Below are 13,965 nucleotides of genomic sequence, written 5' to 3' on the forward strand. Positions count from 1 at the left end.
GCGGTCAGTCGTCCTCCGTGCCTCGGGCCAGAACGCGCAGTTCGTGGCGTCCTCGGATACGCAACTTCCGGTAGACACTGCTCAGCCGCAGTTCCACGGTGCGGGTGGTGACCGACAGCGTGGTGGCTATCTCCCGGTTGGCGAGCCCCCGGGCGGCGAGCACGGCGGCTGCCCGTTCCCCCGGTGAGAGGGACGGCCAGAGGTGCGGCGGCGCGTCCGCGGGGAACCCCGCGGCCGGGGACACCGGTGCGGACGGCTGCCGTGCGCCGACCGCGTGCGGGCCGGCGGCGCCTGCGGCCGGCGCGACGGCGGCGACGGCGTGCTCGGACCGCTCGGTGTTCTCGGCGGAGGCCAGTGCGACGACCGCGCGGGTGTAGGCGGCCCGGTCGGAGGTCCTGCCGAGGTGGTCGACGGCCGACCGGAGCCGCTCGACGCGGTCCTCCCCCCTCATCGTGGCGAGGCAGAGCTGGGCCGTACCGATCGCGCCGGGTGCCCCCCAGCGTTCGGCGAGTCGCAGCTCCTCGTGCGCCAGCCGCAGCGCCCGGTCGGTGTCGCCGAGGGCGTGGGCGGCCTCGGCGACCCGGGAACGCCAGGGCAGCAGGGCCGGGTTGACGCAGCCGTACTGCAGGAGCCAGCGTCCGGCGGCCCGGAAGAGGGCGGCGGCGCGGCGCGGATCGTCGTCGGTCTCCGCCAGCAGACCGCGGACGTACAGCAGATGGGCGCCGCCCACGTATTCGTCGGCCCGCTGCGGCACGGGACGCTCGGCGGCGGCACGGGCCCGCTCCACCCGGCCGTTGGCGAGGTCGGTGGCGATGCCGAGCGCCGTCCAGTACGGGTAGGACAGGGGATGCCTGCTGTCCGGGGGGAGTTCCAGATCCGCGGCGGCCACGTCGCGGGCGGCCAGGTCGGGGCGGCCCTGCCGCAACCACAGTCGGGCGCGGAGGGCGAGCACCCGCGCGGCGGCCACGGGGCGGCGTTCGCGGTGGGCCTCGGTGAACAGGGCGCACAGGTGGGTCTCGGCCTCGTCCACGTCCCCGGTGAGCAGCAGCGTGCGGCAGGCCAGCAGCCGGGGCACGGTGAGCGGGGGCCGTCCGGCGGAGCCGGGTTCCAGGGCGGCGCGGGCCAGTCGGCGGGCCTCCTCGCGGCCGGTGCCCCGCACGGCCGTCTCCCACGCGCGCACACCGCTCATGGCGGGGGTGTGCGACGCGTCGGACGGTTCGGGCGCGGGCGGGGCGGCGATCTCGGCCGGGGTGCGGCGCAGCGGCTGCGCCACCCGCAGCAGGGCGGTCAGTTCCTCGCGCCGGGCCTCGGCCTCCCGGACGGCGGCGGAGTCGGACGGTGCCGGCCGGCTGCCGTCCGGGTCGGCGGCGAGGCCGTCGGTGAGGACCTGCCAGGCGGTGTCCGTGTCGCCGCCGAGGAGATACAGGTCTGCGGCGCGGGACCGGTGGGCGGCGGCCGCCTCCCCCGGCTCCCGGATGAGGCCGTGCAGACGGCGGCCGGCGGCGACCGGCGCGATCGCCATTTCCGTGTGCGCCAGCCGGAGCAGGACGCGGGCCCGGGTCTCCGGGGCCGGCGGTTCGTCCAGGGCACGCACGAGGTAGGCGGCGGCACGGTCGCGGTGGCCGCCGCGCAGCGCCGCGGCGGCGGCACGGCACAGGGTGTCCACCGCCCACACGGCACCGCCGGGGCGGGCCCGCAGCAGCAGTTCGCCGATGCCCTGGTCGTCGGCGGCGGCTCGGTGGGCCAGTTCGGCGGCGCGCGCGTGGAGGGCGGAGCGCTCGGCGGCGGGCATCTCCTCGACGATCCGGTCCCGTACGACGGGGCCGGTCACCCGCAGCCGGCCCTCGGACACGGTGACGAGGCCGCTGTCCAGGAGGGCGGCGCGGAGCCGGTCCTCCGGAACGGCCCCCGATCCGGCGAGGGCGACCACCAGCGGGAAGTCGAGGAGGTCGCCGCAGACCGCGAGGGCCCGCAGGACGTCGAGGACGGCGGGGTCGCGCAGCGCGCCGAGCGCCGCGGCGGCGTGCTCGCCGGTCACCTCGGCCGCGATGACGCGGACGTGGTGCACGTGATCGGCGTCGGGGGTGTGTCCCGCCTCGGTGAAGCGGCGCAGGGTGTCGCGTACGACGGTGGGGTTGCCCCCGGTGGCGGTGGTGAGGGCGTCGATGAAGGAGCGGTCGCCGACGGTGGAGCAGACGGCGCGTACGGCGGTGCCCGTGCCGGTCCGGGTGAGGCCGGGCAGCGCCATCCGCACGGTGGTGACCGAACCGGTGAGGGGGCTGCCGGTGCACCAGTCGGGGCGGGTGTCGGTGGCGCTGCTGCTGCCGGTGAGCAGTGCCAGCGGCGCGTGCGGCAGCCGGCGCACCAGGGCCTCCAGCCAGCGCCGCGAGTCGGGGTCGAGCCGGTGGACGTCCTCCACCACCAGCAGGGTGGGCCGTTCGCGGGCCACGGTGAGCAGGCGGGACAGCCCGGGGAACCGGCCGGGCCCGTCCTGGTCGAGGAAGAGAGGAGGCAGTTGGGAGGCGAACGCCTGGTGGGCGGCGAGGAGCTGTCCGACCACGCCGAAGCGCAGATCCTGTTCCGCGGGTGTGGCGCGGGCGGTGAGGACGCGGACACCCCGGTCGGCGGCGTGCCGGACCGCCCATCGCAGCAGTTCGTTCTGTCCCGCGCCGGGCTCGCCCGTGACCGTGACCACGGCCGGGCGGCCCGCGCCCAGTTCCGCGATAACAGTGGACAGCAGTGCCTGCTCTCGGTCGCGTTCCAGGAGCAGGAGCCCGCCGGGCGACAGGACACTGTCGCCGGGGCGGTGGTCGGACCGCCGGTGGTCAAGCCGTGCGGTGTCGTCCAGGTCGCCATGTTCCCCCATGGCGCTCACCCGGCCGGTTCGGATCCGGCGGGCCGGCCCGGTGAACCGGGCCCGGGCGGTGAACCGTATCCGGGCGGGGCGGCGGGGCCGGGTGGCGAGCCGGGCCCCGGAGGGGCCTCCTGGCCGGGTGGAGTCGTCGTACCGGAGGAACCGATGCCCGGCAGTCCGGCCGTAGCGGACGAGGGGCCGGGTCCGGACGAGGCGCCAGGGCGGGGCGGGGCGGCGGGGCCGGGCGGGGCGGCGTCGCCGCGCAGGACGCCCGCCAGGTCGGCCCGGCGGGTGACACCGAGCTTGCGGTAGACGCTCGTGAGGTGGAGTTCGACCGTGCGCACGGTGACGAACAGCGTCTCCGCGGCCTCCCGGTTGCTCACCCCCGAGGCGACGAGGGCGGCCACCGTGCGTTCCGTGCCGGTGAGCATGTCCACCGGTGACACGGTGATTTCCCGCATGCGTCCGCCCGCCGCGACCAGTTCCTCCCGGGCCTGCCGGGCGAGCGCCGAGCAGCCGCAGCGCAGGGCGACGGCCACCGCGTCACGCAGGTGTTCGCGGGCCTCGCGCGCCGCGCCGCCGGCCAGCAGCGCCCGGCCCAGCAGCAGCAGCGCGCGGGCGTGGTCGGCTCTGGCCGGCGAGGCCGCCAGCCGGGCCACCGCCTCCTCGAGCAGGGCGGTTCCGGCCGGGCCGGGCGTGGCGGCACCGCGGGCGAGGGCGGCGTAGCCCAACGCGCGGGCGGTGCCCCAGCGTTCGGCCAGCACGGTGCCGTGGGCCGCCGCCCGCCGGGCCTCGTCGAAGCGGCCGGACTCCGCCAGGAGGCAGGCCGCGTCCAGCCACCAGGGGGCGAGGACCGGGTTGGCCAGTCCGGCCCCGGCGAGGGAGTCGCCGCAGGCGCGCAGGATGTCGAGAGCGCCCTCGGTGTCGCCGAGCGCGCGGCGGGCCCGCGCCCTGGCCATGAGGTACGAGTGGTACTCCCAGGCGAACTCCTCGATCCGCGGCCTCTTGACGGTGTCGAGCACCGCTTCGGCGCGTCCCGGCTCGCCGCGTTCGGTCAGGGCGAGCGCCAGGGTGGTCTGCGGCATGACGGCGCCCGCTCCCCACTCCTCCCCCTCGCAGAGGTCGACGGCCGTCTGGGCGTCCGCCATCGCCTGGGGGATGCCGCCCTGGTCGAAGTGGACGGAGGCGCGGGTGGCCAGCGCGAGGACGCAGGTCCACACGGCCGCGGTACGGCGGCTGTCGCGCAGCACGGTGTCCAGGGCGTCGAGCGCCTCACCGCTCTCGTCGGCGAGGGAGAGCGCGAGGGAGGCGGGCAGCAGGGACCACGTGCCGAGCGGTACGTCCGGTGAGCGCAGGGCGCGCCGGGCCTGCCGGACCGACTCGGCGGCGGAGCGGCCGTCCATGGCGGTGAGCACGGTGAGCATGGCGAGTTGCTGGCGCTGGGCGGGCGTGTCCCCCGGCGGCGTGGTGAGCCGGGCGGCTCGCTCGCGCACCGCGGGCAGGGTGGCCTTCTCGTCGGCGCCGACGGTCAGCAGGGCCGATTCGACCAGGGTGAGGAGTTCGCGGTCGGCGGGTTCGGGGTCGGTGCCGAGCTCGTCGGTGAGGGCGTCCAGCGCCTCGGTGAGCACGCGGGCGCCCTCGGGCGACCGCTGGACGCGCAGGCAGGTCAGTCCGAAGCGGACCGCGACCGTGGCCCGGGTGCGCACGTCACCGGCGAGGTCCATGGCCTCGCCGAGCAGGGTCAGGGAGCGGGCGGGATCGGTCTCGGAGAGGACCGCGGCGAGCCGCATCCGGACCTCCGGCGCGTTCGGCCGGGCCCGCACGACGCGTTCCAGGTAGCGGACGGCGGCCTCGGGGGCGCCCCGCTGCTCCGCCTGCGCGGCGGCGTCCAGGAGTACGGCGGTCATCCACGGCTGGTTCGCCCGGGGCAGGAGCAGCAGCTGGCCGGCGATCTGCTCGGGGGACCGTCCGACGTCGCTGAGCAGCTGGGCGGCCCGGGTGCGCAGCGCGGTGAGGGCCGCGGGGGCGACCGTGGACAGGACCGCCGCGCGCACCATGTCGTGCACCAGCTCGTTGCGGTCGGGCTGGACGAGGGCTGCCCGCCGCAGGATGTCGACGGCCTCCTCGGCCTGGACGACGGACACCCCGGCGAGGGCGGCGAGGTGTTCGGTCCGCTCCGGACCGAGCACGGCGAGGGCGCGGGCCATGTCACGGACCTGCTCGGGCCGGCCGTCCAGCATCTCGTGCACGGTGGAGGCGACGACCCGTCCGCCGAGTTCGGTGACCCGCCGGGCGCCGTGGTCGTCGGGGTCGACGCCGGCGAGGCGCAGCCGGTGCAGGAGCCGGTGCAGTTCCAGGGGGTTGCCGCCGGTCACGTCGGTGAGGGCGGCGACGAAGGAAGGCCGCGGCGCGTGGCCGGGGAAGGCACGGCGGGCGAGTTCCCCGACGTCCTCGGCCGGCAGTGCGGCCAGCGGCAGGGTGTGGGGCCGGTGGTGGGCCACCAGGTCGCTCAGGGCGGGCCCGGCGGCGCCGGAGTCGGTGCGCTGGGCGAGGACGACGAGCAGGGGCATGCCGTCGGCTCGGCGCAGGAGGAAGTCCAGCCAGCGCAGGGAGCGTTCGTCGCACCGGTGGGCGTCGTCGAGGGCCAGCACCAGGGGGCGTTCCGCCATGAGGTTGGCGGCGAGCCAGTACAGACCGTTCAGGACCGGGTAGGTGGCGCCGGGGGTGCTGTCCACGTCGGCCGGATCGGGGGTGAGCGCGGGCAGGGCGTGGCGGGCGCTGCCGCGCAGCAGGGCGGCGGAACGTCCCCTGCGCGAGGTGAGGTTGAGCTGGCCGAACAGACCGCGCACACCGCTGTAGCCGATGCCCGAGTCGACCGCGCGGCAGGTTCCGTACAGCACGGTCATGCCGTCGAAGGGGCCGCCGTGGTCGAGTGCGGCCCGGAGCAGCGAGGTCTTGCCGACCCCCGCCGGCCCGTCGAGGACGATCATCTGGTGCTGCCCGCCCCGGGCCGCTGAGGCCCGGGCGGCAAGCGTCCCGAGGTGGGCCGAACGGCCGACCAGGGGAAGGGACGGGCCTGCGACCCGTTCCCGGTTGGTCACGTGATCTCCCTTGCGGTCGTACTGGGGCCGGACGGAATGTCGGTGGCATCCTCCGGCGTCGCTGTATACGGGAACGCACGGTGCGCCCACCGTACAGGCAACATCAATTTCCTGGACGCGGCCGCACCGGCGCTCTTCCGCCCGGTCCCCGTCCGCGGGCGAAGTCTAAGGATTTCCCGGTTCCGGCCATGAGATCAAGGTGTGGTGCGGTCGGCGCCGCCCAGTTCGGGCCCCGGCCGACGGGCCGCACACGGACCACTCCGTCCTGCCCGCCGGGCCGTGCCCGCGCGGGCGGCGGCGGCTTCGGCAGTCATTCGGTGAAGGTGAAAGGGCCCCCATGGAATCCGCCGCACGGCCGATCCTCTTCGTCGGTCTCCCCGAGAGCGGGCTGCTCAATCCGCTGCTGGTGCTGGCCGGCGAACTGGCCCGGCGTGGTGTGCCCGACCTGTGGTTCGCCACCGACGAGCACCGGCGCGAGGACGTCGAGGCGCTGTCCGCCGACTCCCCGGTGTCGTTCGCCTCGCTGGGCGAGGTGGTGTCCGAGCTGTCGGCGGTCACCTGGGACGACGCCGTGTACCGGGAGGTCACCCAGTCGTCCCGGTTCAAGGCGCACCGCGCGGTGGTCCGGCAGTCGTACCGGCCGGCGCTCCAGGCGCGCAAGTACCGCGCGCTGGAGAAGGTGGTCGAGGAGGTGCGGCCGGCGCTGATGGTGATCGACTGCGTGAGCGGCTTCGGCGTCGACCTGGCGCTCACGCACGGGATCCCCTACGTGCTGTCGGTGCCCTTCGTCCCGAGCAACGTGCTGACGTCGCACAACCCGTTCGGCGCGTCGTACACCCCGAAGAACTTCCCCGTCCCCAACTCCGGCCTGCCGCTGGAGATGACGCCCCGGCAACGGCTCGCCAACACACTGTTCAAGTGGCGGACACTTTTCATGTTCCTGCATCCGTCGATGGGCAAGGTGCTCAAGGAGGACGCCGCGATCCGCAAGGAGCTGGGCATCGCCCCGCCGAACGCCCTGACCCGGGTGGACGCGGCCGAGATGGTGCTGTGCTCCTCGATCCCGGAGCTGGACTACCCCTTCGACGTGCCGGAGAAGCTGCGGCTGGTGGGCGCGCTGCTGCCGCCACTGCCCGAGTGCCCGGACGACGAGGACCTCGGCGGCTGGCTGGACCGGCAGTCGTCGGTGGTCTACATGGGCTTCGGAACCATCACCCGGCTGACCCGTGAGGAGGTCGCGGCGCTGGTGGAGGTGGCCCGCCGGATGTCGGACCGGCACCAGTTCCTGTGGAAGCTGCCGAAGGAGCAGCAGCACCTGCTGCCGCCGGCCGCCTCGCTGCCGGACAACCTGCGGGTGGAGAGCTGGGTACCGTCCCAGCTGGACGTGCTGGCCCACCCGAAGGTGTCGGTGTTCTTCTCGCACGGCGGCGGCAACGCCTACCACGAGGGCGTCTACTTCGGTAAGCCGCAGGTGGTGCGGCCCCTGTGGGTGGACTGCTTCGACCAGGCGGTGCGCGGCCGTGACCTCGGCTTCAGCCTGACGCTGGACCGGCCGGGGACCGTCGACCCGGACGACGTCGTCGACAAGCTCACCCGGGTCGTCGAGGACCCCTCCTTCCGCGAGCGGGCGGAGCGCCTCGGCGCGCTGCAGCGGGCGGCAGGCGGGCGCAAGGCGGCGGCCGACCTGATCCTGGGCCTGCTGCCGCGGCCCTGACGCCCGGCCGCCGGCCCCTGCTCCCGAGTGACCGCCCTTCCCTTCCGGTTATCGCACGCACCATCGCAGCGAGGACGCATGTCTTTCACCCAACCCGTTTCCCGGCCCACTCTGGGCGGGCGTGAACTGGAGTACGTCACCGACGCCGTCAGCGGCGGCTGGATCTCCTCGCAGGGCCCCTATGTGCGGCGCTTCGAGGAGGCGTTCGCCGAGTGGAACGGTGTGGCGCACGGCGTCGCCTGTTCCTCCGGCACGGCCGCGCTGACCCTGGCGCTGCGCGCGCTGGGCATCGGACCGGGCGACGAGGTGATCGTGCCGGAGTTCACCATGGTGGCGTCCGCGTGGGCGGTCACGTACACCGGGGCGACGCCCGTCTTCGTGGACTGCGGCGACGACCTGAACATCGACGTCTCCCTGATCGAGGAGAAGATCACTCCCCGCACCAGGGCGCTGATGCCGGTGCACGTCTACGGGCGCCGCTGCGACATGGACGCGGTGATGGACCTCGCGCACCAGTACAACCTGCGGGTGGTCGAGGACTCGGCGGAGGCGCACGGGGTGCGGCCGGTCGGGGACATCGCGTGCTTCTCGCTCTTCGCCAACAAGATCATCACGGCGGGCGAGGGCGGCGTCTGCCTCACCGACGACCCGCGGCTGGCCGAGCAGCTCGCGCATCTGCGGGCCATGGCGTTCACCCGTGACCACAGTTTCCTGCACAAGAAGCTGGCCTACAACTTCCGCATGACGGCCATGCAGGCCGCCGTGGCGCTGGCGCAGGTGGAGCGGCTGGACGAGATCCTGGCCGCCCGCCGTGAGATCGAGGCCCGCTACGACGCGGCACTGGGGGACGTCCCCGGTGTGACGCTCATGCCGCCGCGGGACGTGCTGTGGATGTACGACATCCGTGCGGAGCGCCGCGAGGAACTCCGCGCCCACCTGGCCGAACGGGGCGTCGAGACGCGGCTGTTCTTCAAGCCGATGAGCAGGCAGCCCGGTTACCTCGACCCGGTGTGGCCGTCCCTGAACGCGCACCGCTTCAGCGAGGACGGCCTGTACCTGCCCACCCACACCGGACTGACCGCCGCCGACCAGGAGTACATCACCGGCGCCGTCCGCGAGTTCTACTCCGCGGGCTGAACCGCCGGGGCCCGACCGCGGCTTCGCGCGGCACCCCTGGACACCTCAGGAAGAGGAAGAAGGAACGGACATGACGACCAGCACCGACCCCACGGTGGTCGGTTTCCCCCGGCGCACGCCGGAGGAACCGCTGCCCCTGTCCCAGTACGCGAGCCACCGCGAGCAGAACGGTCTGGTGCTGTCCCACCTGCCGAACGGGGTACCGATCTGGCTGGTGACCCGGCACGAGGACGTACGCGCGGTGCTCACCCACCCCAAGATCAGCGCCAACCCGGACAACGAGGGCTTCCCCAACGTCGGCGAGACGATGGGCGTGCCCAAGCAGGACCAGATCCCGGGCTGGTTCGTCGGCCTGGACTCGCCCGAGCACGACCGGTTCCGCAAGGTGCTCATCCCGGAGTTCACCGTGCGGCGCGTCCGGGAGCTGCGGCCGGCGATCGAGCGCACCGTGGACGAGCGCATCGACGCGATGCTTGCCGCGGGCGACCACGCCGACCTCATCAGCGAGTTCGCGCTGCCGGTGCCGTCCCTGGTGATCTCCTCGCTGCTGGGCGTGCCGCCGGCGGACCGTGACTTCTTCGAGTCGCGCACCCGCACCCTGGTCGCCATCCGCACCTCCACCGACGAGGAACGGGCCACTGCCACAAGGGAGTTGCTGCGCTACATCAACCGGCTGATCGCCATCAAGGAGAAGTGGCCCGGCGACGACCTGATCAGCCGGCTGCTGGCCACGGGGCAGCTCACCAGTGTCGAGCTGTCGGGGGTGCTGCTGCTCCTGTTGATCGCGGGCCACGAGACCACCGCCAACAACATCGGCCTCGGTGTGGTGACCCTGCTCGGCAACCGGCAGTGGATCGGCAACGAGCGGCTGGTGGAGGAACTGCTGCGGCTGCACTCGGTGGCCGACATGGTGGCGCTGCGGGTCGCGGTGGACGACGTGGAGATCGCCGGTCAGCTCATCCGCAAGGGCGAGGGCATCGTGCCGCTGCTGGCCGCCGCCAACCACGACACCGAGGTGTTCGGCTGCCCGCACGCCTTCGACCCGGAGCGTTCCGAGCGCCGCCACGTGGCGTTCGGCTACGGCGTCCACCAGTGCCTCGGCCAGAACCTGGTGCGGGTCGAGATGGAGATCGCCTACCGCAAGCTGTTCGAGCGCATCCCGACGCTGGAGCTGGCCGTCCCCCTGGACGAACTGGCCTTCAAGTACGACGGGATCCTGTTCGGACTCCACGAGCTGCCGGTGCGCTGGTAGGCCACCGGCACCCGGGTGCCGCCGGACGGTCCCGGCGGCACCCGGCACCCCACCGGTCCGGGCCCCGCCCGGACACCCAGGTTCCCGTCACCATCCCTCAAGGAGCAACGAACATGCGCGTCACCGTCGACAGCGAGCGGTGCGTCGGAGCGGGCCAGTGCGCGCTGAACGCGCCGGAGGTCTTCGACCAGGACGAGGACGGGATCGTCGTCCTGCTGGTACGGGAGCCGCGGGAGGCGGACGCGGAGGGCGTCCGGGCCGCGGGCGACCTGTGCCCGTCGGGCTCGGTCACCGTCCACGAGGACTGACCGACCGTCCATGAGCACCGGCCCGTCCACGGCGGCCGCCCGCCCGGGACCGCCGGGCGGGACGCACGGGACGGTGGACGGAACGACTTCCGCGGCGGGACGGGGCCACGGCGCCGACCCGGCCGCGGACTCCGCGGCGCGGCGTCCGGGTTCCAGAGGGGCCGGACACCCCGCCGGGACGCAGGGGCCCGTGGCGGTCCGGCGCGGGAGGTGCGCCCGTCCCGGACCGCCACGGACCCGCCCGGCCGGCGGAGCACCGCCGGCCGCAGCATCACCGAAGGGACTCATACCGTGACCACCGCTGACGACACCGGGGCCCTGTGGCTGCGGCGCTACCACCCGGCCGACGCCGACGCGGTACGGCTGGTCTGCTTCCCCCACGCGGGCGGTGCGGCCAGCTTCTACCACCCGGTCTCGGCTCGGTTCGCCCCGGCCGCCGAGGTGCTGTCGCTGCAGTACCCCGGCCGCCAGGACCGGCGCAAGGAACCCTGCGTGGAGGACCTCGGCCGGCTCGCCGACCTGGTCACCGAGCAGTTGCTGGCGCTGGACGACCGCCCCAGCGTGTTCTTCGGGCACAGCATGGGCGCGGCGCTGGCGTTCGAGACGGCGTGGCGCTTGGAGCAGAAGGGCGCCGGGCCGCTCACCGTCATCGCCTCCGGCCGGCGCGGCCCCTCGACCACGCGGGCCGAGGAGGTGCACCTGCGGGACGACGACGGCATCGTCGCCGAGATGAAGCGGCTGAACGGCACCGCGGCGGGGGTCCTCGGCGACGAGGAGATCCTGCGCATGGCCCTGCCGGCGCTGCGCGGCGACTACCGCGCCATCGAGACGTACTCCTGCCCGCCGGACCGGAGGGTGCGCTGCGGGATCACCGTGCTCACCGGCGACGGCGACCCGCTCACCACGGTCGAGGAGGCCGAGCGCTGGCAGGACCACACCGAGGGCCCGTTCCGCCTGCGGGTGTTCACCGGCGGCCACTTCTTCCTCACCCAGCACCTGACGGCGGTCAACGGCGAGATCGCCGACGCCCTCGCCCCGGCACGGTCCGCCCCGGCGTCCTGACGTCCGCCCGGGCGGTGCCGCCGGACGGCGCCGCCCGGGCAGGCGCAGGAGTCGTGGTCGACCCACCACCGGAGAGCCCGCACACGGCCGGACCGCCACCCGCGTCCGTCACGTTCCCCGTCACTTTCCGCTCACGCGCCTCCTGGACAAGGAAACGCTCATGCGCACACTGCTCGTCGACAACTACGACTCGTTCACCTACAACCTGTTCCACTACCTGTCCCGGGTCAACGGGCGCGAACCGGAGGTGATCCGCAACGACGACCCGGCGTGGCGGCCGGGCCTCCTCGACTCCTTCGACAACGTGGTCCTCTCCCCCGGCCCCGGCACACCGCACCGGCCCGCCGACTTCGGGCTGTGCGCGGGCATCGCCGAGGAGGGCCGGCTGCCCGTGCTCGGGGTGTGCCTGGGCCACCAGGGCATGGCGCTGGCCCACGGGGCGTCGGTGGGCCGGGCCCCCGAACCGCGGCACGGCAGGGTCTCCGCGGTGCGGCACGACGGCACCGGACTGTTCGAGGGGCTGCCGCAACCGCTGGAGGTGGTGCGCTACCACTCCCTGGCCGTGACGGACCTGCCGCCGGAACTGGAGGCCACGGCGTGGTCGGCGGACGGGGTGCTGATGGGCCTGCGCCACCGGACGCTCCCGCTGTGGGGCGTGCAGTTCCATCCGGAGTCCATCGGCACCCGGGAGGGGCACCGGCTGCTGGAGAACTTCCGCCGGCTCACCGAGGAGCACGGCCGCCCCGGCGGGCCCCGGCCGGCCGGCCCGGCGGTCGTCCCCGCGCAGCGGCGCTCCCCGGAGACCGGCACCGCCGCGACCGCGGCACCGGACCACGCAACCGTGGCACCGGACCACGCCGCGGCCGCCGGTGCGGCGGGGGGCGGAGCACCGCGCCGGCTGCGGGTGGTCGCCGAGCGGCTGCGCACCCGGTGGGACGCGGAGGTCGCCTTCGATTGGCTGTTCCGCACCGGGGACCACCCGTTCTGGCTGGACAGCAGCCGCCCGGGCGGACGACTGGGGCAGCTGTCCGTGATGGGGGACGCGTCCGGCCCGCTGGCCCGCGTCGCCTCGGCGGATGTGGAGGCCGGCACCGTGACCGTCACCGAGGGCGGCACCACGCGCGTCGAGCAGTCGCCCTTCCTGTCCTGGCTGGAGCGTGACCTCGCCGGGCTGACCACCGAAGTCCCGGACCTCCCCTTCGACTTCGCGCTGGGCTGGGTCGGCTGCCTGGGCTACGAGCTGAAGGCCGAGTGCGACGGCGACGCGGCGCACCGCTCCCCCGACCCGGACGCCGTCCTGGTCTTCGCCGACCGCGCCCTGGTGCTCGACCACCGCACCGACACGACGTATCTGCTGGCGCTGGCCGAGGACGGTGACGAGGAGCCGGCCCGGTCCTGGCTGGCGTCGGCCGCCGGCGCCCTGGAGACCCTCGCGGGCCTGGAACCCGAGCCCTACGAGGCGCCCGCGGCCGGCGGTACCGGCCCGGTCGTGCTGCGCCACGACCGTGACGCCTACCTCAAGCTGATCGACGTCTGCCAGCAGGAGATCGCGGCCGGCGAGACGTACGAGGTGTGCCTGACCAACATGGCCGAGGCGGACACCGATCTCGACCCCTGGCAGGCGTACCGCTGTCTGCGCCGGGTGAGCCGGGCGCCGTTCGCGGCGTTCCTGCACTTCGGGCCGATGGCCGTGCTGAGCACCTCGCCCGAGCGGTTCCTGCGCATCGACCGGCACGGCGTGATGGAGTCCAAGCCCATCAAGGGCACCCGGCCGCGCGGCGCCGATCCGCGGGAGGACGAGCGGCTCGCCCGGGACCTGGCGGCCAACGAGAAGGACCGCGCCGAGAACCTGATGATCGTCGACCTGGTCCGGCACGACCTCGGCCGGTGCGCGCAGGTCGGCTCGGTCGTCGCCGACCCGGTGTTCCAGGTGGAGTCGTACGCGACGGTGCACCAGCTGGTGAGCACGGTGCGGGCACGGCTGCGCCCCGGCCTCGGTCCGGTCGCCGCCGTGCGCGCCGCGTTCCCCGGCGGCTCGATGACCGGCGCCCCGAAGATCCGCACCATGCAGATCATCGACCGGCTGGAGGGTGGCCCTCGCGGTGTGTACTCGGGCGCCATCGGCTACTTCTCGCTGACCGGCGCGGTGGATCTGAGCATCGTCATCCGCACGGTGGTGCTCAGCGGGAACCGGCTGCGCTACGGCGTCGGCGGCGCCATCATCGCGCTGTCCGACCCGGCGGCGGAGTTCGAGGAGACGGCGGTCAAGGCCGCGCCGCTGCTGCGGCTGCTCGGCGCCGTCTTCCCGGGGCGCGAGGAACTGGCCGCCGGGGCCGTGTCCGACGTGACGCCGACGGGCCCGTAGGCGGGGCGCTGGCCCGTGGATGCAGCAAGGGCCCGCGGCGGGGCGGGGCCCGTGGGCGGGGCGGGGCCCGTCCCCCGTGCCGCGCCCCCGTAAGCCTGCGGCGGCCCATGTCTAGGGAAAACCCGGGGCGTTGGGCAACAGCCTGAGAGGGTCCCCGTTCGCCGGAAACGCT

8 protein-coding genes are annotated in these 13,965 nt (G+C 74.5%); 6 read left to right on the forward strand and 2 right to left on the reverse strand.

The window, feature by feature from the left end:
• Positions 1 to 4: 4 nt before the first annotated feature.
• Together FHX78_RS00770 and FHX78_RS00775 are read right to left on the reverse strand one after the other, a co-directional pair.
• Positions 5 to 2,866, reverse strand: a complete 2,862-nt coding sequence (locus FHX78_RS00770; RefSeq protein ID WP_229924080.1) for an AAA family ATPase — start codon at positions 2,864 to 2,866, stop codon at positions 5 to 7.
• Positions 2,867 to 2,871: 5 nt separating this feature from the next.
• Positions 2,872 to 5,955, reverse strand: a complete 3,084-nt coding sequence (locus tag FHX78_RS00775) for a helix-turn-helix transcriptional regulator (RefSeq protein ID WP_145865517.1) — start codon at positions 5,953 to 5,955, stop codon at positions 2,872 to 2,874.
• Between the two features lie 337 nt (positions 5,956 to 6,292).
• On the opposite strand from FHX78_RS00775, the gene FHX78_RS00780 reads away from it, so the two are divergent.
• The 6 genes from FHX78_RS00780 to pabB all read left to right on the forward strand — a co-directional run bounded on the left by FHX78_RS00780 (position 6,293) and on the right by pabB (position 13,793).
• Complete coding sequence (locus FHX78_RS00780; RefSeq protein WP_145865518.1) at positions 6,293 to 7,669, forward strand: glycosyltransferase; 1,377 nt, start codon at positions 6,293 to 6,295, stop codon at positions 7,667 to 7,669.
• 78 nt (positions 7,670 to 7,747) lie between these two features.
• Positions 7,748 to 8,806, forward strand: a complete 1,059-nt coding sequence (locus FHX78_RS00785; protein WP_145865519.1) for a DegT/DnrJ/EryC1/StrS family aminotransferase — start codon at positions 7,748 to 7,750, stop codon at positions 8,804 to 8,806.
• A gap of 70 nt (positions 8,807 to 8,876) precedes the next feature.
• Positions 8,877 to 10,058: a cytochrome P450 gene (locus tag FHX78_RS00790; RefSeq protein WP_145865520.1), complete on the forward strand. Its 1,182-nt coding sequence runs from the start codon at positions 8,877 to 8,879 to the stop codon at positions 10,056 to 10,058.
• Between the two features lie 113 nt (positions 10,059 to 10,171).
• Positions 10,172 to 10,366: a ferredoxin gene (locus tag FHX78_RS00795; protein WP_145865521.1), complete on the forward strand. Its 195-nt coding sequence runs from the start codon at positions 10,172 to 10,174 to the stop codon at positions 10,364 to 10,366.
• Between the two features lie 291 nt (positions 10,367 to 10,657).
• The gene (locus tag FHX78_RS00800; RefSeq protein ID WP_145865522.1) at positions 10,658 to 11,428 is read left to right on the forward strand and encodes a thioesterase II family protein; all 771 of its coding nucleotides are present in this window, start codon (positions 10,658 to 10,660) and stop codon (positions 11,426 to 11,428) included.
• Between the two features lie 160 nt (positions 11,429 to 11,588).
• Positions 11,589 to 13,793: an aminodeoxychorismate synthase component I gene (gene pabB, locus FHX78_RS00805; protein ID WP_145865523.1), complete on the forward strand. Its 2,205-nt coding sequence runs from the start codon at positions 11,589 to 11,591 to the stop codon at positions 13,791 to 13,793.
• Positions 13,794 to 13,965: the final 172 nt, after the last annotated feature.

The sequence above is a fragment of the Streptomyces capillispiralis genome (assembly GCF_007829875.1).
GTDB lineage: Bacteria > Actinomycetota > Actinomycetes > Streptomycetales > Streptomycetaceae > Streptomyces > Streptomyces capillispiralis.